The sequence below is a fragment of the Shewanella xiamenensis genome (genome assembly GCF_014647135.1).
In the GTDB taxonomy this organism is placed as follows: Bacteria; Pseudomonadota; Gammaproteobacteria; order Enterobacterales; family Shewanellaceae; genus Shewanella; species Shewanella xiamenensis.
On record NZ_BMOP01000001.1, the window covers coordinates 377,304 to 396,542 of the forward strand.

The 19,239-nt window shown below is 47.6% G+C and carries 17 protein-coding genes; 7 read left to right on the top strand and 10 right to left on the bottom strand.

Going from position 1 to position 19,239, the window contains the following annotated elements:
- Window positions 1-74 precede the first annotated feature (74 nt).
- The 6 genes from IEY09_RS01580 to lptD all read right to left on the bottom strand — a co-directional run bounded on the left by IEY09_RS01580 (window position 75) and on the right by lptD (window position 6,991).
- A complete protein-coding gene (locus tag IEY09_RS01580; protein WP_047535502.1) occupies window positions 75-899 on the bottom strand; it encodes a symmetrical bis(5'-nucleosyl)-tetraphosphatase in 825 nt (274 codons plus the stop codon).
- Window positions 900-920: 21 nt separating this feature from the next.
- Window positions 921-1,301, bottom strand: a complete 381-nt coding sequence (apaG, locus tag IEY09_RS01585) for a Co2+/Mg2+ efflux facilitator ApaG/CorD (protein WP_037421420.1) — start codon at window positions 1,299-1,301, stop codon at window positions 921-923.
- A gap of 52 nt (window positions 1,302-1,353) precedes the next feature.
- Complete coding sequence (gene rsmA, locus IEY09_RS01590; protein ID WP_037421417.1) at window positions 1,354-2,160, bottom strand: 16S rRNA (adenine(1518)-N(6)/adenine(1519)-N(6))-dimethyltransferase RsmA; 807 nt, start codon at window positions 2,158-2,160, stop codon at window positions 1,354-1,356.
- A 14-nt stretch (window positions 2,161-2,174) separates the two neighbouring features.
- Window positions 2,175-3,161: a 4-hydroxythreonine-4-phosphate dehydrogenase PdxA gene (gene pdxA / locus IEY09_RS01595; protein WP_099457590.1), complete on the bottom strand. Its 987-nt coding sequence runs from the start codon at window positions 3,159-3,161 to the stop codon at window positions 2,175-2,177.
- A gap of 6 nt (window positions 3,162-3,167) precedes the next feature.
- On the bottom strand, window positions 3,168-4,472 hold the full coding sequence (gene surA, locus IEY09_RS01600) for a peptidylprolyl isomerase SurA (RefSeq protein WP_188869565.1): 1,305 nt from the start codon (window positions 4,470-4,472) through the stop codon (window positions 3,168-3,170).
- Between the two features lie 221 nt (window positions 4,473-4,693).
- Window positions 4,694-6,991: an LPS assembly protein LptD gene (lptD, locus tag IEY09_RS01605; RefSeq protein ID WP_188869566.1), complete on the bottom strand. Its 2,298-nt coding sequence runs from the start codon at window positions 6,989-6,991 to the stop codon at window positions 4,694-4,696.
- Between the two features lie 115 nt (window positions 6,992-7,106).
- On the opposite strand from lptD, the gene IEY09_RS01610 reads away from it, so the two are divergent.
- The 7 genes from IEY09_RS01610 to IEY09_RS01640 all read left to right on the top strand — a co-directional run bounded on the left by IEY09_RS01610 (window position 7,107) and on the right by IEY09_RS01640 (window position 12,238).
- Window positions 7,107-8,198, top strand: coding sequence for an aminoglycoside phosphotransferase family protein (locus tag IEY09_RS01610; protein WP_188869568.1), 1,092 nt, complete (start codon window positions 7,107-7,109; stop codon window positions 8,196-8,198).
- The gene (murU, locus tag IEY09_RS01615) at window positions 8,195-8,866 is read left to right on the top strand and encodes an N-acetylmuramate alpha-1-phosphate uridylyltransferase MurU (protein WP_047535507.1); all 672 of its coding nucleotides are present in this window, start codon (window positions 8,195-8,197) and stop codon (window positions 8,864-8,866) included. The genes IEY09_RS01610 and murU overlap by 4 nt, the downstream gene beginning before the upstream one ends.
- 93 nt (window positions 8,867-8,959) lie before the next feature.
- Complete coding sequence (djlA, locus tag IEY09_RS01620) at window positions 8,960-9,748, top strand: co-chaperone DjlA (protein WP_011718024.1); 789 nt, start codon at window positions 8,960-8,962, stop codon at window positions 9,746-9,748.
- Window positions 9,749-9,803: 55 nt separating this feature from the next.
- Window positions 9,804-10,448 carry an outer membrane beta-barrel protein gene (locus IEY09_RS01625; protein WP_011718023.1) on the top strand — a complete coding sequence of 215 codons (645 nt, stop codon included), beginning with the start codon at window positions 9,804-9,806 and terminating at the stop codon, window positions 10,446-10,448.
- 46 nt (window positions 10,449-10,494) lie between these two features.
- Window positions 10,495-11,451: a D-2-hydroxyacid dehydrogenase gene (locus IEY09_RS01630; protein ID WP_188869570.1), complete on the top strand. Its 957-nt coding sequence runs from the start codon at window positions 10,495-10,497 to the stop codon at window positions 11,449-11,451.
- A gap of 17 nt (window positions 11,452-11,468) precedes the next feature.
- Complete coding sequence (locus IEY09_RS01635) at window positions 11,469-11,837, top strand: cell envelope integrity TolA family protein (protein ID WP_037421393.1); 369 nt, start codon at window positions 11,469-11,471, stop codon at window positions 11,835-11,837.
- Window positions 11,838-12,040: 203 nt separating this feature from the next.
- A complete protein-coding gene (locus IEY09_RS01640; RefSeq protein WP_162531797.1) occupies window positions 12,041-12,238 on the top strand; it encodes a hypothetical protein in 198 nt (65 codons plus the stop codon).
- 432 nt (window positions 12,239-12,670) lie between these two features.
- On the opposite strand, the gene IEY09_RS01645 is transcribed toward IEY09_RS01640, so the two are convergent.
- The 4 genes from IEY09_RS01645 to purT all read right to left on the bottom strand — a co-directional run bounded on the left by IEY09_RS01645 (window position 12,671) and on the right by purT (window position 18,981).
- Entirely contained in the window at window positions 12,671-13,102 is a 432-nt protein-coding gene (locus tag IEY09_RS01645) for a ribonuclease E inhibitor RraB (protein ID WP_229777638.1), read from the bottom strand.
- Between the two features lie 686 nt (window positions 13,103-13,788).
- Complete coding sequence (locus IEY09_RS01650) at window positions 13,789-16,068, bottom strand: tetratricopeptide repeat protein (RefSeq protein ID WP_188869572.1); 2,280 nt, start codon at window positions 16,066-16,068, stop codon at window positions 13,789-13,791.
- Window positions 16,058-17,581 carry a DUF3142 domain-containing protein gene (locus IEY09_RS01655; protein ID WP_188869590.1) on the bottom strand — a complete coding sequence of 508 codons (1,524 nt, stop codon included), beginning with the start codon at window positions 17,579-17,581 and terminating at the stop codon, window positions 16,058-16,060. The genes IEY09_RS01650 and IEY09_RS01655 overlap by 11 nt, the downstream gene beginning before the upstream one ends.
- 224 nt (window positions 17,582-17,805) lie before the next feature.
- Window positions 17,806-18,981 (bottom strand): formate-dependent phosphoribosylglycinamide formyltransferase, encoded by a 1,176-nt coding sequence (gene purT / locus IEY09_RS01660; RefSeq protein WP_188869574.1) that lies wholly within the window; start codon window positions 18,979-18,981, stop codon window positions 17,806-17,808.
- Window positions 18,982-19,239: the final 258 nt, after the last annotated feature.

Genomic DNA, 19,239 nt, shown 5'->3' on the forward strand with positions numbered 1-19,239 from the left:
TTATTCCGAATGAAAAGATTATTAAATTCAGGGCTTAGACGCACTGTCGTTTATCGACCAAAGTTAAGGTTAGTTTAACTCTTTTTTAACTTTTTTTGGGTAATTTTTTGGTCTTTTTCAAGATGCCATAGGGTGAGATGTTCTCCCCAGCAACAGCCTGTATCGAGTGCTTTTAACTTAGGATCTTTCACTTTTCCCATCAATGCAGCCCAATGTCCAAACACTAAGGTGTGACTTTGGCGTAACGCCGATGTAAATTCAAACCACGGGCGAAGCTGTGGATTACTGCAATTTTCTGGTGGCTGTTTACAATCAAAATCCAAATGACCATCGATATACAAATAACGCATGCGGGTCAACGCATTAATACAAAATCGCAGCCGATTTATACCAATAGCACTTGGGTCCCAACGTTCTGCAGTGTCGGTATACATTTGGCGAATGAGAGCATCGAGATAATCATTTTGCTGTAGGGCTTGGCTAACTAGTTGGGATTCTTGCTTTAATTGTTCTAATGACCATTGCGGTGGCACGCCAGCATGGGTCATGATGACGTTATGTTCTGGCAACTCCCGCATTAGGGGTTGCTGCCTAAGCCAGTCGATAAGGCTCGAAATATCCGGTGCGTTTAATAGTGGTGTGAGGTTATCACTGGGTTTATCCCGCTTAAGTTTGCCATGCAGGGCCAGTAAATGCAGATCGTGGTTCCCGAGAACCGTTTTACCCGCATCACCTAGAGATTGAAAAAAGCGCAGTGTCGCTAATGAATCTGGGCCTCTAGCGACAAGATCACCCACCGCCCACAGTTCATCGCGGGATGGATTAAAGTCGACTTTAGCAAGTAATTTTTGGAGTTCGGCAAAACAGCCTTGGACATCACCAACAAAATAATGGGCCACAGTATCCTTTCTTAAATTAAATCAGTGTAATAAACCAGGGGTCGCTAAACGGAAGGGCTTAATGGTTGCCTTAAAACGTTCGCCAGATTCGCTGACCATACCATAAGTTCCATACATAATGCCAAGAGGCGTATCGAGTACTGTGCCACTGGTATATTGGTAGGCGGTATTGGGTGGAATGCTTGGGGTTTCGCCGACTACTCCTGCACCTTGTACTTCAGTCATTTTGCCGTTCGCGTCGGTAATGATCCAGTGACGGGTTTCGAGTTTTGCGGTCTGCTCACCGAGGTTGATAATGGTGATAGTGTAGCTAAAGAGGTATTTCTGATCCTCTGGCGAGGATTGTTGTTCAATATACTCGGTTTTGACTTCGACTCGGATAGAGTTATCCAATACGCTCATGTGAGTTCCTACAATGATATTGGGCACCTAGGTGCCCATCAAACTTAACTGCTTAAGCCTGCTTATCACATACCATATTCGCCATTGCAACATATTGTTCAACGGAGATTTGTTCTGGACGCAGGTTGTGATCGATACCTAACTGTTCGAACTCTTCATCACTTAACACTTGTTTGAGATTATTACGCAGTGTTTTGCGGCGCATATTGAATGCCGTGGTACATAGCTGGCGTAGCACATTCACATCTTTACAGGGGAAGGGTTTTTCAGCATAGGGCAAAAGGCGCACTACCGCTGAATCCACTTTCGGTGGCGGTGCAAAGCTATGGGGTGGTACTTCGAGTACGGGGACCACTTGGCAAAAATATTGTGCCATAACCGTTAATCTGCCATAGGCTTTCGTGCCTGGACTTGCAGATAAACGCAGTACTACTTCCTTCTGCAACATAAAGTGCATGGTTTCAATCAGTTCGGCAAACTCGAACAGATGGAACATTAACGGAGTTGAAATATTGTAAGGTAAGTTACCAAAAACTTTGAGTTTTTTACCTGGGACAACCAACTGACTAAAATCAAACTGCAATGCATCGCCCTGATGAATGGTGAGCTTATCCTTAAGTACTGGGTGATGCTGCAAGCGCTCAACCAAATCGCGGTCTAACTCCACTACTGTGAGATTGTCTATCGAGGAGGCGACTGGCTCCGTTAAAGCGCCAAGGCCTGGGCCGATCTCTACCATCACATGGTCGTTATCGGGGGCGATCGCACCCACAATGCGGTTAATCACATTGTTATCAGTTAAGAAGTTTTGTCCGAAACGCTTTCTGGCCGTGTGGCCTAAATGTACTTTGCTACTCATTAATATCTAATCGTTTAGTTTTTTGAGGATAACTCAATGGCTTTATTCAAGGCGCAGACAAAACTGCCGATATCGGCTTTGCCAGTTCCCGCAAGATCGAGCGCCGTACCATGGTCAACCGAGGTACGGATATAAGGTAAACCCAAGGTAATGTTTACCGATTTGCCAAATCCTTGTGACTTTAGAACGGGTAGACCTTGGTCGTGGTACATGGCCAAGACGACATCCGCGTCCTGTAAATATTTAGGTTGGAACAGGGTATCGGCAGGGAGGGGGCCGACAATGTTCATTTGAAACTCATTACGTAGTTCATTGAGAGCGGGAATAATCACATCGATCTCTTCACGCCCTAAATGTCCATCTTCACCCGCATGGGGATTTAAGCCACAGACATAAATCTTGGGCGAAGCAATGGCAAACTTGCTGATAAGGTCAGCGTGTAAAATCTTGATAATATGATGTAAGCGTTGGCGTGTAATAGCTTTAGCAACATAAGCCAGTGGAATATGAGTGGTCACCAGTGCCACTTGTAAACCTTGAGTTGCTAACATCATCACTACATCGGGGCAGTTAGCCTGATGGGCAAAAAACTCGGTGTGACCACTAAAGGAAATCCCTGCTTGATTGATGATCCCCTTATGCACTGGGCCGGTGACAACGGCATCAAACTCGCCACTCATGTTTTTTTCACCTGCGTAACGCAGAGTCTCAACCACATAGGTACTATTTTGCTCATCAAGTTGCCCACAAACGGCTTCAGTGACGAGCTTGAAGGGGGCGATTGTCAGCGTACCTGCTGCTTGAGGTTTTGGGGCCTGATCAGGCAAATAGGGGCGAAAGGTAACATGAAGGCCAAGTCGTTTAGCCCGGCTGGCTAACAATTCAGGATCCGCACAAACGACTAACTCAGCAGGCCAAGCCTGCTGAGCCAGTTGCACGACTAAATCGGGGCCGATACCCGCAGGTTCTCCGGGGGTAACGGCAATACGTTTAGTGGTCAATTTACCTTAACCTCGATTAGACTCAGGCTGAAAGACTTCAATGTATGCGTCGGCACGCATTTCGTCTAGCCAGTTTTGCAGTTCTTCGTTAAATTTGCGACGGAAAATCAGTTGGTGCGCACGGTTAGTATTAAATTGATCCGTGGCATCGGTTTTTCTACGCTCTTCTAACTGAGTGATATGCCAGCCGTGGGTAGTACGGAAAGGCTCACTGATCTGATCAGGACTTAAACTATTAAGTGTCTGCGCAAATTCTGGCACATAAATACCTGGCTCTGCCCAACCTAACTCGCCCCCCTTAGTCGCTGAACCCGGATCTTCAGAGTATTGACGGGCTAAATCTTCGAATTTAGCTTCGCCTGAACGAATTTGCTTCAGGAACTGTTCTAACATGGCCTTAGCGCGATCTTCCGACAGAATTGGCGATGGCTTGAGCAGGATATGACGCGCTCTCACTTCTTCAATTTCTTTGGTTTGTAAACCACGAGCATCCATAATCTTGATGATATGGAAGCCAGCACCGCTTTTAATTGGGCCGATAATATCGCCTTTTTTGGCGCCATTAATGACTTCAGCAAACAGGGTTGGCATCTCGTTGATGTTCATGTAATCCCAGATACCGCCTTCAAGCGCTTTGGGGCCTGATGAAGAAGCGATAGCGGTGCGGCGGAAATCCTCACCACTGTTTAAACGTTCAAGCACGGCGCTGGCGCGTTTGCTTGACGCTTCGAGTTGTTCACTGGTGGGATTACTCGGAACATCAATAAGGATATGGCCGATTTGGTATTCGACGTCCTTCATACCTTGTTCTTGGATCAGTTTTACAAGGCCGGTGATTTCCTGCGGTGAAACTTGGATACGGCGTTGTACTTGAATACGTTGAATTTCACCTAGGGTGATTTCTTCACGTAGTTGCTCGCGGTATTGGCTGAAGCTTAAGCCTTCGCTTTCAATTTTTTGCTGCATTTGCGCAACGGTCATTTTTTGCTCGCGCGCAATGTTTTCAATGGCTTGGTCTAACTGTAGGTCACCAATATGTAGACCAATGCGATCCGCCATTTGTAATTGCAGACGAGTCAAAATTAATCGCTCGATAACCTGGGTGCGCAGTGCACTGTCGGAGGGTAACGATTGATTCGCGGCCTTAGCATTGGCTTTAACCGTGTCAATCATATTGGTGATTTCACTTTCGAGCACAATACCGTCGTTGATTTGAACGGCAACACGGTCGAGTGGCTGGGGAGCTGCCATGGTTGGCTGGCTGATAGCGAGTGCAAATAAAGCAAAAATCAGATGTTTACTGGGTTTCATCCACAAAATCCTTGGCACGTTCTAAGGTCAGATTCGACGGCTTATTTAAGTTAACTTTACCATTTATATCGAAATTACAGTGAGTTGCCTAAATGTTCTTTTGTTGGTAACTCTTAAAAGATGCGTCACTCAATTCAGTTATTGGGTGAACGCACAGCTTTCATTAACTTGTTTGGACTCTCAGTCCTTGTTGAGGTTCAGCAATCTACCACAATTCTTTGCTAATTCCTCAGATAAAGCGGTTTTCTGTAGTTAAACAGACCATCATTGAGCATATCCGTTACACCTAATGGACCAGAACCACCGAGCCCTTTGATGACTAAGTTGAGGTACACACCACGCTCAAATTGCTCGCGCTCATCGATAATGGCTGAGCCGATGTTGTCATCGTAGTTGGTTTTAATGCGATAGTGATAACTGAGGCGGATTGCATAACAGCATGATTCATATTGGAAACCTGTATAGGTTTCTATGCTACGACTCTCGTTGAGGTCATAGTACCAGTTGCCAACAAAATAGAGGCTGTCATTGATAGGCCAAGCTCCGCGAACACCTGCTTGGGAGATATTAACCAAATCGTTAGTGTTGGAGTTCAGTAGATCGGGTACATAACGATAGCTTAATTGCAGTAGTTTGTTGGCTTCAGGACGGAAGTCTAAGGTGACTTCGGTCTTTTTATTGTCACTGGTGTTGGTATCGTACTGAATGGCTGCGCCTAAATACCAGTCTTGGCTTAAACGAGTATCTAACTCGGCCGCCAATACTGAAGTTGATTGATTTTGCTCAAAAATATTATCTTCATAGCCTAGCTTACTGTCTTGAAGATAGAAGATCTGTCCGAGACTGAATTTGGTCGCTTCTTGGTTGTGATCATCGAAGAAACGAGTTGTAATACCAAGAGTCACTTGGTTGGCATCGGCGATACGGTCAAGGCCAGAGAAGCGGCGATCCCGGAATAGACCAAAGTAGTCGTCCTGCAATTGGGCGGTATCGTAAATACCAATGGCCCGTTGATCCTCATAACCTACATACAGATACTGGAATTGAGGTTCGAGTGTTTGGCGATAATTTTGCTCAAATATCTCGGTAAAACGTTCAAAGTTGATTTGTCCGTTGATACGCACCTGAGGAATGGTACGGCTCACAGTGTCATCTAAGGTATCAAATTTAGTGTTATTTTTGTCCTGCCAATAGTTAGTTTGCATTAACTTTAATTGGCTAGTCAGTGAGCCTGAAGGACCATGGATTGGCAGTGTTAGGCTGGGTGCCATATGCAAACGGGTTGCCGTGTTTACATCGTCATCTTGGTGGGCAAAATTGGTCAGCTCTGAGTTAAAACCAAAGTCCAAGTTGTTCCAAAAGTCGGCGGCACGGTAGTTAAAGTTAACCTGTGGCATGACTTGGTATGGCTTTTCATCTTCGCCCAGTACTTTAATATCCTGCACCCGAGTGCTGATATCCCAATCACGTTCGAAGTAACTCACTTCGCCAATCCGTGATAATTGGTTATCGGTCGCACGGTTAACATCAGACTTTAAATCGTTGAAATAGTTGTTATCCGAAACTTCAGTAAAGTTAGTCAATACTCGCCAGTTTTTATCGATAGCCCCCTGGTGTTGCCAGTTATACAGGTAACGATTTGGGCTGCCACCGATCATTCGATCACTGCCTAGATATTCAAAATTCAAACGGCCATTTTGAGCTTCACCCGCGAGATAACGAAACTCAGTTTTAGTGAATAACCCGCGGTTAGTCATATAGTTTGGCGTAAATGTCAGGTCGTATTCCGGTGCAATATTCCAATAGTAGGGCGCTGACACCTCAAAACCGTTGGTGGTGCTGGTGCTAAAGCTTGGATAGAGGAAGCCTGTTTTACGTTTGTCTGAAACCGGAACCGTCATATAAGGGATGTAGAATACCGGAATATCGGCCACTCGCAGCTTGGCATTCCAGATCTCGCCCCATTCTTCTTCGCTGTTGATCTTAATTTTTTCGGCTTCAAGCAACCAAGAGACGTTGTCAGGCGGACAGGTGGTAAAGTTCGTATTGGTTAAAATCAGGTTGTTGTTTATGGTGATTTGCAGTTTTTCTGCATCACCGTGCACCTGTTGCCCGTGCAGCCAATACTGTGCGCCTTTGAGGGTGGCACGATTGCTGCGCATTTGCGCCTGTAGCGAATCTGCGGTAACGGTAAAATTGCTGTCTTGGAAGACTAAGTTGCCATTAGCATCAAATTGTTCTGTGGCTTGATCGAGGATGGCTTCATCGGCAGCGATGTGTCTATCGCCTTGGCTGAAGACCACATCACCGGTAAAAATCGCTTGCTTACCCATTTCAGCTTTTGAGCGGTCTGAAGCTATTCGAATTTTTGCTTGTTCAGCCGCACTCAACCCCGGTTGAGATACGATACGAGGTACTGGCGGTTCGATTAGGCATTGTGATGCTGAGGTTGCGGGAGATTCGTCTGCCAGGACTAATTTAGGTAACAGGCTCAAGGCCAGAAGGTAACGGATCTGCATCTTAGGTCAATAATAATGATTTCTTAGTCTGGACAAGTATCGACGGGGAAAGTTGCAAACTACAAGTGCAACGCAGCAAATAAATCTCTCAATTTCTTAGCTGTTTCCAAATTATATGCCAGCTATAATAAAGCAATTTTTCTATAAGAGCCATGAAATGACTTTATCCGATCCGAGATTTATTTCCCTTAATCAGTGGCTGAACCGTTATTTTTCCTATGATGTGACCCCGATATTGATTTCGGGTGATGCTAGTTTTAGACGCTATTTCCGCGTCGTTGCGCGTGATGCTAGCTATATTGTCGCCGATTCTCCGCCCGCCTTAGTGCCTATCGCGCCTTTTATCGCCCTCGCTAGTAGCTATGCGGCGGCGGGACTGACAGTTCCAAAAGTGATTACTACCGATGCCGAGCAAGGTTTTATGCTTCTGAGCGATCTGGGGGATACCCAGTTATTGTCTGTACTTACTGACGATAATGTCGCCGATTATTACCGCCGCGCATTGGCATTATTGCCTCAAGTGGCCTCAGTGGTTGAGAGCTTTGATCCTGTCACAGGCAACACGCAGCCCTTGCCTTTATATGATGAGGCGTTTGTGCGCCGCGAGCTGGAGATCTTTACTGAGTGGTTGTTAGAGAGGCATTTACAACTCGAACTTAGCCATGAGGAACGCTTACTGCTGGAGAAGAGTTTTGGCCTCTTAGTAGAAAATGCCCTCGCTCAGCCAAAGGTGGGGATGCACCGGGATTTCCATAGCCGTAACTTGATGCTCAAAGAGGGCGAGTTGTGCGTGATTGATTTCCAAGATGCGGTGTTAGGCCCTGTGACCTATGACGCTGTGTCTTTACTGCGGGATTGCTATATCCGTTGGCCGCAAACCATGGTGCTGGAATTAATGCAGCAGCATTATCAGCAAGTGCTTGAGTTAGGGCAAATTCCGGCGCAGACATCCTTTACCCAGTACCAAACTTGGTTTGATTTAATGGGGCTGCAGCGCCATATCAAGGCCGCGGGTATTTTTGCCCGTTTACACTATCGTGATAACAAGCCCGCCTATATGGCCGATATTCCGTTAACCTTGTCCTACATTGTGGATATTGCCAGTGTTTATCCTGAGTTGGCACCATTTTCCGCTTGGGTGCAATCGCGCGTTGTGCCTGCGTTTGCGGCCAAGGGAAAGGATACTCAGCCGGGAGACAAGCAATGAAGGCGATGATCCTGGCGGCAGGCAGGGGAGAGCGTTTACGCCCATTGACTGACTCTTTACCAAAACCCCTAGTACCGGTGTTAGGTAAGCCGCTGATTGTGTACCATATCGAGAAGTTAGCGGCGGCGGGTATCGTGGATATCGTGATAAATCACGCTTGGCTTGGGCATAAGCTGGTCGAAACCTTAGGCGATGGTCATGCCTTTGGGGTCAAGATCCAATATAGCGCCGAAGCATCGGCACTCGAGACCGGTGGCGGAATTAAACAAGCCTTGCCTCTGCTGATGACGGATGGCGACTCGGATGCACCGTTTTTAGTGCTCAATGGTGATGTGTTTATCGATGCCTTGCCGACGATTGTCCCCTTAGCGGATACAGCTCTGGCGCATTTATGGTTGGTGCCGAATCCCGAGCAACATCCTAACGGCGACTTTGCCTTAGAACAGGGCCTTGTACGTGAACAGGGTGAGCAAAAATACACTTTCTCTGGCATGGGCTTATATCGCCCATCATTATTTGACGGCACGCCGGATGGTGCCTTTGCCCTTGGGCCTTTGCTGCGGGCTAAGATGGCCGATGGCCTGATCACCGGGGCACACTTTAATGGACTCTGGTGCGATGTTGGGACGATTGCGCGTCTGCAAGCATTAGAGTCAGCGCTAGCGTAATGGCATATCGCCTAATGTTTAGCGCCCTGACTTAACGGTTTCACTCGCGATGTCGATTGAGTGACTGAATAAATTATCAAATTGGGAATTAAGATGCGCCTTTGGGGTAAGTTTTTTGGATTTGTTATCGGGTTTATGTTTGGCCGTATTTTCGGTGCTCTGCTGGGCTTATGGCTTGGGCATCTCTACGACAAGCGCGCTGGTGGTGGCGCCAGTTTTAGTCAGATCTTAGGTCAAGCCAAGAATCGACAGGGAATATTCTTTAACACCACCTTCGCCGTGATGGGCCATGTGGCCAAGGCGTCGGGTCGAGTGACTGAAACCGATATTCGTATCGCGACTATGTTGATGGATCAGATGCGCTTAACGGGTGAAGCCCGTAAAGAGGCGCAGCAGGCGTTCCGTGAGGGTAAAGAGCCCGACTTTGACCTGCGTAGCAGCCTGCAAGCCTTTCGCGCCGTGACCCAAGGCCGTCAAGAACTGGTGCAAATGTTTATCGAGATCCAAATTCAAACCGCCCTATCGGACGGTGAGCTCGATGCCGCAGAACATGCAATTCTGATGACGGTGGCCCAAGAGTTAGGTTATGGTCGTGGGCAACTCGATGAATTACTGAAACGTTGGCAAGCGGAATACCGTTTCCACCAAACCTCTAATGGAAATAAAACCTCGATTACCGACGCCTATCATTTGCTCGGCATTAATGCCGAGGCGACGGATCAAGAGGTCAAGCGGGCTTATCGTAAGTTGATGAATGAACATCATCCCGATAAATTGGTTGCTAAGGGGTTACCACCCGAGATGATGGAAATTGCCAATCGTAAGGCGCAGGATATCCAAGCTGCGTACGACAGAGTGAAATCGGAGCGCGGCATGCGCTAATGCTTCGGTTAACGTTGTCGACGCAAGGAATAATAACGATAGATAAGGGATTAAGATGAAATACGTTAACCGATTAAGTGTGATTGCAGGTTTATTACCTCTAACCCTCGCATTGCCAACCTATGCCGAACCCGAGCTGTTTGTCGCCCCCTACGGTGGTTACAGCTTTGGCGGCAGCTCGTTCGATATCAATGAACTCGATGCGAACAACGCTGAAACCAATAATAAGCAGAGTGTGGGTATCGAAGAGGCGAGCCATTACGGCCTCATGTTAGGGATTGGCACTAACGATCCCGGCAATATTTATCTGCTTTACAGTCGCCAATCCTCCGAGCTGAAAAGCGGTGGCCTGTTTACCCCTGACTTAGTCGCCTCCTTAGATGTGGACTATATCCACCTTGGCGGCACTTTATTCTTCCCAAGTGGCGATTTTCAGCCCTACATTACCGCCAGTGCCGGGGTTACTCGGATGATGCCCGATGATTGGTCAACGGAAACCCGTTTCTCCATGGGTATTGGTGGTGGCGTCGAATATCGTATGATGCAAAACTTTGCGTTGTTTGCGGATCTGCGTGGCTACGCGACCTTTATTGACAGTGACACCTCACTTTTTTGTAATGAAGACCAATGCTTATGGCATGTCACATCGGATGTAATGTGGCAAGTGCAAGCCAATCTTGGGGTCAAACTCAGTTTTTAATTTTCCTGCTTTATGGGCAAGGCGCAAACGCAGTTAAGAGGTAAAGATGAAAATAGTCGTACTCGATGGTGAAACCTTAAATCCTGGGGATCTAACCTGGCAAGCGGTCAGCGCATTAGGGGAATTTAGCTGTTTTGCTCGCACGCCCTCGGCGGAGATTATCCCCCGCGCTCAGTATGCCGAAATTGTGCTCACCAACAAGACGCCCCTCGATGCCAACACCTTAGCCCAACTGCCTAAGCTTAAATATATCGGCGTGCTCGCCACTGGCACTAACGTGGTAGATCTTGCCGCCGCAAAAGAGTTAGGCATAGTGGTCACCAACGTGCCCGCCTATGGTCCCGATGCCGTCGCACAAATGGTGTTTGCCCATATTTTGCATCACACGCAAGCGGTTGCGGCGCACCATCAAGCCGTTGCCGCAGGGCAATGGAGCAATTGCAGTGACTTTTGTTTTACCTTAATGCCGCTGCAATCCCTCAAAGGCAAAACCTTAGGCTTGATTGGTTATGGGGATATTGGTCAGCAGGTGGCTAAACTCGCTTTAGCCTTCGGTATGAAGGTGTTAGTCAATACCCGCTCCGAACCCCGTGATTTACCCCAAGGTGTGAGTTGGACATCCCGCGATACGGTATTTAAGGAGTCCGATATTCTCTCGCTCCACTGTCCACTTACCCCTGAGACCACCGAGCTGATTAATGCCCAAACCCTCGAATTAATGAAGCCGCAGGCGCTACTGATCAACACCGCACGCGGCGGCTTAATCGATGAGGCGGCGCTGGCGGCCGCATTAACGCAGGGCAAAGTTTTTGCTGGCGTCGATGTTCTCTCAACCGAACCACCGAGTGCAGATAATCCGCTACTAACAGCACCAAATATCAGTCTCAGCCCCCACAATGCTTGGGCGACCAAAGAAGCACGGCAGAACCTACTTAATATCGCAACGGCAAATCTTAAGTCCTTTCTCCAAGGGGATATTCGTAATTGTGTAAATAGCAAATAATATGAACAAGGAATGTTATGTATAGAACCTTATTGGTATGTATGTTGGGATTTGCTTTAAATGGCTGTGCTCATCAGATCAGGGTGCCAAGCTCCTGCCAAACCGTAAATGAGTGTGCAGAGTTAATAAAGCTCAAAATTCAATCCAATCTTGAATTTGATGAATCATTTAAAGATCAAACTGTAAAAGTTAACTTTCATCTTGATCAAAGCGCTAATGTCATTAGTTATAAAATGTTAGAACCTAGCAAGGTTATTAAACTTAATGAAGCTGTAAAATCAGCCGTGCTTACGTCATCACCTTTTACAGAGGTTTTATCCGCTGATTCAGTGGTTTTTTCTGAGATAAAAGAAGTAAATCTTATCGTGATCCCGCGGTTAGACTAAATGATACTTCATAAAATAGAACACCTTGCAATATGCTAGGTGTTATTTGAGGGATGTTTTGACTCTGATTTTAATCTCGTAAATTACTCTAGTTCATCTTTTCTGAATTAAAGTAACCCACATTTAAAAGAGCGCAGTACGATTTGGGCTAAAAATGCGTTGAGTTTAATGCATTCAAAGTTGGAAATAGCTTTAGGAAAGTTATGACTACGAGATTAATTTGCACTAATCTCGTATTTTCGTTGGCGAAACCACTAGCACTGGCTTGCCATGGTATTCGCTCACCGACACGCAGCAAGTCCATCCTTGGATGCTCGACCGCCCCGTCCGTGGGGCGGACGGTCGTCTCGCAAACCTCCACGGCTCACCTATTTAGCATCGGCGTAATCTGTAAGTTTTAAAGAAATACATAGCACGCTTTTGGGACAAAACCTTACTAGATTATTCACCCTTCTTAGCCTGATTCGGATTAGCTCTTCTAATAACAATGCTTCGTTTGGCAACAAACCAACCAACACTCAATATCTCCAGTCGGAATACGCATAACAGGGGCATGAATCAGTTCTCTGGAGATTTGATTCATCTTGAAGGAAAAAACCGTCCCAGAATCGCCGCAAACGGTGGATTGGTACGGATTTTAGCGGCTCGCGTGAATCAGTCTGGTGTAGAGTGATTCATGAGCTCACTTTGGGATATAAATGAGTTATCTCAATAACTCTAACTCGTTAAATTCGGATTAAAATATCTAGGGATTTATCTTTTGCAAAATAGTAAGAGCCGAAACGAGGCCAAGTGAGCTATAGCAGACGGTTGGGCAACTTATATTAGATGCACTATTGCTTCACAGGTCCAACATCCATTCCATCGTAGCTATCCAAAGCATACTTATTTGCAAAGATGTATAGTTCATCGTTTCTTTTATCTAGTGTCTTAGGTGAATGAATTTCAACCTTTTCTACATGTAACCAATAGATATCTGGCTCATTAGGATCATCTTTATCAGACAAGTATATATCTACGTATTTATATCCTTGTTTTATTAATACTTCGGCTGCTTGCTCTAATTTCTGTGGTTCGTGATGTGTAAAGAAATACCCCCAGAGCATGGGGCCAGATATATTCCATGATGTTTCATTTTTTATGTTCTGGAACATTTCGTTTAAGGAATCAAGTGTTATTTTTTTCCCAAGGATATCTCTCATATCTGCCCCATATGCATATGAATTGGCAATTATCAAACCTAGTAAGAATGTTCTAATATTCATTTTTCTTCTAACATTTTATCTGTGCGCATGCGCGATAATGGTTAACGTTGCTGGACCAACACAGTTAACTATCTGTATTGTAATGAACTTATCAGCTTCCGATTAAATATACCATCTGGGAAAACGCGAATGCGCGTTTTCCAAACCTATTAACTAAAATTCAGTTACTATATTCACCTGATTTTATAGAGTTTTATTTATTGCGGATGGAATTAGTGCGCACTGATTTTGTCTAAAAATCATACCAAAACACCTAAATTTAAATATGACTGTATACCCATACATTGTTAGCCGATTTCTGGTAAGGTCAAACACTAGATAAATGGATGAGATTTTGTATGGCAACAAGAGTAGGTATTTTCGATTGAGATAACGAGCCGAAACACGAAAGGGGGCAATATCTTTTTAGCTGAACGAGCAGCTAGAGGGATAGTTAGGGTTGGCATTGTTGCAACTGTTACCGTTGGCGGCATGGCCGCTCTTTCACATCCATGTGAACGCGGCATTTACACTTCCATGTGTTGCAGATGCCGCCGTCGAGCCTATAGGGACAACTCTTGTTAAATAAAGAGGCGGCGTGTCACTGGGGAAGCAGTGACAATTCCTCCTGCATACCTAATGGCAAATTATCAGGCAGTTAGCTTTAGCGCCTTTCTTTGGTGATATAAGAAAGGCGCTTTGTGTTTTTACTGTTTACGCTTTCTTCTGCGCCACGCGTAAGCGCCGAGTAGGGTGGCTATGATGGCAAAGCTAACGGCCACGGGCTTTTTCAGTTTGTGGTAAATCGCATTCCACTCGGCGATTTGGTTGGCTTTTTCCCGTTCGACGGCGCGGTCAAAGTCTGGGGTTTCACACTGAGTACCAAAATTCTCCGCCCAAGGCACAAAGGGGCCGTTGGCGACGTATTTTTTATAGTAGCGTTGGGCGAGTTCATCATCGCGATATAACACCCAACCTGTGGCTTGGCACAATAACGCCGCATAGGCTTGGCTGTTGTGGGGCACGAGATCGGCGGCCTTGCTTGCTAGTTCGGCGGCTTGGTAGCGATAGTGGAAACGTTTGTCGGGAATCGCTTGGCTGGCACTGATGCGTTGCTGCTCTTTATCACTGAGCTTATCCACTGCATACCAATCTCTTAGGTCGAACATTCCAGCATAAATCGAATAATCCGGCGCTAATTCAAAGCCTAAGATTTCCATTCCTTGATGACGCGCGAGTTCGGCGGCAGACCAATAGGCGCGGGCGCTCTCTATGCCCTTGCTACTCTTGGCTGTGGTCAGTGCCTTGCCATACTCCTGCACATTGGCATTGAGTGTGGGATTACTGAAATAAGCAGGCGCTTCGGCAATCGCGCCTTCACGCAGTAAGCGACGACCTAATAAGTAACGCAGGCGATTGTTGAGTGGCTCGACACTGTCGTACCAATCGCTGTCCTTGGGATATTCGAAGTTCATTACCGGCACATGCTCGTCGATAAACAGCTTAAGCTCGGCGGTGGTGAGCACGCGCTCGGCCACATAGGCAATATCCTGCCAATACTCATCACCACTGGTGAACAGTTGGCTTAGGGCATCGACATATTCGCCCCGTTCAAGGGATAGCACGCCCTGCTCGGCGCGAATGCGGCAATAGGTGGCTTGCTCGGCATCGGCTTCAATGGCCTGCTGCTGGGCATCCTGTTGGCTGGTAGTTACGGCAGTAGCGTTCATATCCGTTGGAAAATGGCGCACTGCTTCGGCATAGGCCTTGGCGGCTTGGGCTTGATCGCCCTTTTGCATCATTAATTTTGCCGTGAGCCACCAAGTCAGGCCGCTGGGTTTAGCGAGGGCAATGAGGCGTTCGGCACTGGCATAGTCGCCCAACTGATAATAAATCGCGGCTAACTTATCGCCTTGGCTCAGCATGAGGCCATCGGTTGGGAAGACGGTCAGCGTTTTAGCGACCTGTTGCCCCATTTCTGTAAGCTGTCCATCAAAGGCGAAGTCATTGGCGCTGCTCTGCCAGTAGGCGATAAGCAACTGCTGCACACTTGGTTGCTGCAATAAGGGCTTAATCTCAGTGATATCTTTCGCCATTAAGGTGCGGCTTAACATCAACAGCGAATCATAGCCACTGCTGTCGCCCTCAGCCGATTGAGTGGCATATAGCTCAATAATCTTATCCAGCGTGGCGGGATTTAAGGCCACATCAATTTTTGGCGGCTCATATTCCCCACGAGTGACTTCAATTTGAGCTTGGCCTTGATGCAGCAGAATATAAGCCTGCTCGCCAAGGCCGGCTAAGCTCAAGCGCAGCGGATCGGCGGCGCCTTGAGTCACCTCAGCTTGTAGCTGCTGCAAGTAAGCATTGGCTTGGACAAAATGGCTATTATCGTTGGCGGTTTTGCTCTTAATCAGCTCGATACGAGACAAGCTATACAGCGCCCACAGGCTGCGGCCCGCACGCTCACTCTCAGGTAGGGCGATGACTTTTTTAAAGTAATCGCTGGCTTTATCGTACTCTTTGGCATCAAACGCCATGGCGCCAAGGCTGTACCAGGTTAAGGCGGGCGCTAAGCTCTCTTTTAACTGCGACGCCAGTTGCTCGGCCTCAGCCAAGCTTTGTGCATCACGCAGGCTATTAACTTGCGCAAGTTGAGCCTCGGATAACTCACTGTTTTCATAAGCGCGAGTCTGGGAAAGATAGCGACTGTGTGCCTCATCCCAAAGATACTCCTGCGCCGCTGGCGCCCCCTGAAACTGCCAAGCTAGTGGTTTGGCTAAACCGCTTAGCTGCTGGCTAAAACTGGTTTGCGGTAAATAACTTAGGTTATTTTGCCTGTCTTGAGTCAACTGTAATGGGAAGTCGGGGCCACAGGCTAATAGCACAGGGGAGAAGAGACTTAACCCAATCAGGCTGGTTTGTTTTAATTTGGTTTTCCAGCGTGGAATAGCCTTCGCTGGCAATGAATTTGACTTATGGCGCATAAATTCCCTGTAAATGTAATGACTCACAACGTGCCCAGCCTATGACTCTGCGTCCATTTGGGCTTAGCTCGACCGCTGAGATTAAATTCGGCGCAAACTGCGTGGAGGTTGGTGCGGCTGCGCGCTCCGTTGAGGTGGCTTGCGGTAACTGCCACACTAATATTCCTTGGGTTAATTTGGCTTGATAACCGTTTTGCGCATCATACCCGCTGCACGCCTGCGCCGCTAGGGACAACTGGCTCGGTAACTTGCCCGCAAGATTGCCCTTATTGACTAACACCAGTTGAAATAAGCGGCTTCCCGGCGCCTCCTGTTGGGGCGACTCGGTATTGGCTTGGCTTAAGATTTCTAGCTCAATCTGCGGGGCGAGTGGTTGCTGCTTGGCGACGGCAATCAGGGTCGAGAGTGGCCAAACCCGTTTATCCCCTTCGAGGGGTAATCTAAACCAAATTATCCCCTTAAGCTTTGGGTCGGCAAAGGTGTGCAGTTTTTTTACAAAGGACTGCAACACCTGTGGATCGGCCATCAGCTCTTGACGCGCAAGATGCTGCGAAGATGCAGTGTCTACCAAAGGCATTTGCATCGGCACTTCACTCTCCACTCGATAACCCGCTGCCGTGCTATACACCGCCGAGCCGTAGGAGGGCAGGGCGATGAGATAGGGCACCTTAGCTAACCGTGACAGCTGCTCGACCCATTGCCAACCTTGGGTGGCGTCGAACAGCCCTAAACGTGGGTCGCTGACACTGTGAATTTGCAGTACCAGCTCATCGATACTGTCAAACAACGGCGGAAACTCTGGGCTGCTCATCCAAGCAGGCAATGAAGTAATACTGAGTTTTAGCGAGTGGGGTAATTGGCTTTTTAACTCGCGTAAAAAAGCGTTATAGGCCGCGAGTTTACTGCTGGCGCTATCGTGGTCGATTTCAATTCCCGCAAGCCTTGTGCCCTTTGCCTGCCAGTCTTGAATGAGCGCGAGGATTTTTTGGAGAGCTTCGCGATTATTTAGGCGCGTTAGTTGGCCATCTAATCTTATCACCGCCACTTTAGGGCGAGGATCGGCCTGTAACCAGGTATGGTTGACCTGCACTTCAAACCAGATATCCGCGCCATTGGGTTTGGGATGGGCTTGCAATGCTAGGATGCGAACGCCATTAAAGGTGTTTTGGCTTTCGACCAAGGCGCTTTGATTGGCATCGCGCCATTGCCGCTGCCAAACATACACCTCTTGGCTTAATTCACGCGGGGCGGCGGTGGCTGTTTTGATGCTCGATGTATCTTGATTCGCAGGCTGACAGGCACTAAGGAAAACTAAGCCAAAGGATAACGCCAGTAACTGGGATAACCTGAGCAAAAGGAAAAGGGTGCGATGTATCGCTTGCAAGGATTTTGAGTGCTTGGGCTCAAAGCGCTTGGGTTCAAAGCGCTTGAGCTCAAAGTGCTTGGACTGAAAGCGTCTAGAGTGAAAGCGCTTAGAGTGAAAGAGAGTGGAATAACAACTGCGTAAATCCATGGGATAAGAGTAAAAGCCTAGCGTGGATTGTGCCAAATAGAGGGCTACTATGCCTCAAAACCACCTTGGATTGCATCAGGCTTTTGCATTAGACGCGAAATCAATTTGGCTGGATAAGATATGGCTGTTAACTCGGCTTTGATGCCTTAATAACGCGCCCAGCAACAGGCTGGGCGCAGTCATTATCGCCAAGGTATTGGCGACAAGTTGTTAAGCATTCATGCCTAGAAAATCACTTTTACCTTAGATGCACTATCCAGCGCTTTGTTGACTGCGCTTTCGATATCTTTATCGCGGGCGAGGGCAACCCCTAAACGGCGGCGACCATCGATTTCAGGCTTAGCGAATAATCTGAGCTGAGTATTCTCCGCCGCCAAGGCATCGGCAAGACCTTGATAGCGAATGTTTTTCGATTTGCCTTCCACCAATACTACCGCTGAGGCGCTGGGGCCATGTTGGTGGATATTCGGGATCGGCAGGCCAAGAATCGCCCTGACATGCAGTGCAAACTCGGATAAATCTTGGCTAATTAAAGTGACTAAGCCGGTATCGTGCGGACGAGGCGAGACTTCAGAGAAGTACACATCACTGCCCTTCACAAACAGTTCTACCCCAAATAAGCCGTAACCGCCGAGGGCTTCCACCACTTTGCTGGCGATTGTTTGGGATTTTGCCAGCACGTCGGCCGACATGGCTTGAGGCTGCCATGATTCGCGGTAGTCGCCGTCTTCTTGTCTGTGGCCAATTGGCGCGCAGAAGTGGATACCATTCACTGCACTAATAGTTAATAGGGTGATTTCGTAATCGAAGGGAATAAAGCCTTCAACAATAACGCGACCACCGCCCGCGCGGCCGCCTTCTTGGGCGTATTGCCAAGCTTTGGCGCTTTGGGATACATCACGGATAACACTTTGGCCCTTGCCCGATGAACTCATCACGGGTTTGACCACGCAGGGTACGCCAATCTTGCCAATGGCTTGATTAAACTCGGTTTCAGTGTCACAGAAGAAATAGGGCGAGGTCGGCAGACCTAAGGTTTCGGCGGCGAGGCGACGAATGCCTTCTCTGTCCATAGTGAGCTTAGTTGCGCGCGCGGTCGGCACCACATTGAGGCCTTCGGCCTCCATCTCAACTAAGGTCTGAGTGGCAATGGCTTCAATCTCGGGGATTACTAAGTGGGGTTTTTCTAGCTCAATAACGGCGCGAAGGGCCTTGGCATCGAGCATATTGATCACATGGGAGCGATGGGCTATTTGCATGGCGGGGGCGTTGGGATAACGATCAACGCCTATCACTTCAACACCTAAGCGTTGTAACTCTATGGCGACTTCTTTACCTAGCTCACCGCAGCCAAGCAACATGGCGCGTCGAGCGCCCTCGGTGTAGGGGGTTCCTATCATGGTGTGGGTACCTTTTTATATTGGGATAATTGACGCCTTGGGACGTTCTTACGCCATAGTCTACCCCGATTGGCGGCAAAGCATGAGACTGAAATTAACAACTGTGTTTTTGATCAAGCTATTTAAGGGGGATTAGGGCGTGTTGACGTTTCGAGATTAGATTTTGTTCGTTCTGGCAAGCACGTGCTCGCGAAACGAGGAATGATGTGTAGTTATTCTACTCAAATGACGAGCGGCTCTTATGACAGAAAGTAAGAG

What these genes read in the sequence shown, in the direction of transcription:
- IEY09_RS01655 (WP_188869590.1), bottom strand. Translation starts at nt 17,581, where the DNA reads ATGGATTTACGCAGTTGTTATTCCACTCTCTTTCACTCTAAGCGCTTT.
- IEY09_RS01635 (WP_037421393.1), top strand. Translation starts at nt 11,469, where the DNA reads ATGTATAGAACCTTATTGGTATGTATGTTGGGATTTGCTTTAAATGGC.
- purT (WP_188869574.1), bottom strand. Translation starts at nt 18,981, where the DNA reads ATGATAGGAACCCCCTACACCGAGGGCGCTCGACGCGCCATGTTGCTT.
- IEY09_RS01640 (WP_162531797.1), top strand. Translation starts at nt 12,041, where the DNA reads ATGACTACGAGATTAATTTGCACTAATCTCGTATTTTCGTTGGCGAAA.
- rsmA (WP_037421417.1), bottom strand. Translation starts at nt 2,160, where the DNA reads ATGAGTAGCAAAGTACATTTAGGCCACACGGCCAGAAAGCGTTTCGGA.
- IEY09_RS01645 (WP_229777638.1), bottom strand. Translation starts at nt 13,102, where the DNA reads ATGAATATTAGAACATTCTTACTAGGTTTGATAATTGCCAATTCATAT.
- IEY09_RS01610 (WP_188869568.1), top strand. Translation starts at nt 7,107, where the DNA reads ATGCCAGCTATAATAAAGCAATTTTTCTATAAGAGCCATGAAATGACT.
- surA (WP_188869565.1), bottom strand. Translation starts at nt 4,472, where the DNA reads ATGAAACCCAGTAAACATCTGATTTTTGCTTTATTTGCACTCGCTATC.
- IEY09_RS01625 (WP_011718023.1), top strand. Translation starts at nt 9,804, where the DNA reads ATGAAATACGTTAACCGATTAAGTGTGATTGCAGGTTTATTACCTCTA.
- murU (WP_047535507.1), top strand. Translation starts at nt 8,195, where the DNA reads ATGAAGGCGATGATCCTGGCGGCAGGCAGGGGAGAGCGTTTACGCCCA.
- djlA (WP_011718024.1), top strand. Translation starts at nt 8,960, where the DNA reads ATGCGCCTTTGGGGTAAGTTTTTTGGATTTGTTATCGGGTTTATGTTT.
- IEY09_RS01650 (WP_188869572.1), bottom strand. Translation starts at nt 16,068, where the DNA reads ATGCGCCATAAGTCAAATTCATTGCCAGCGAAGGCTATTCCACGCTGG.
- IEY09_RS01630 (WP_188869570.1), top strand. Translation starts at nt 10,495, where the DNA reads ATGAAAATAGTCGTACTCGATGGTGAAACCTTAAATCCTGGGGATCTA.
- apaG (WP_037421420.1), bottom strand. Translation starts at nt 1,301, where the DNA reads ATGAGCGTATTGGATAACTCTATCCGAGTCGAAGTCAAAACCGAGTAT.
- lptD (WP_188869566.1), bottom strand. Translation starts at nt 6,991, where the DNA reads ATGCAGATCCGTTACCTTCTGGCCTTGAGCCTGTTACCTAAATTAGTC.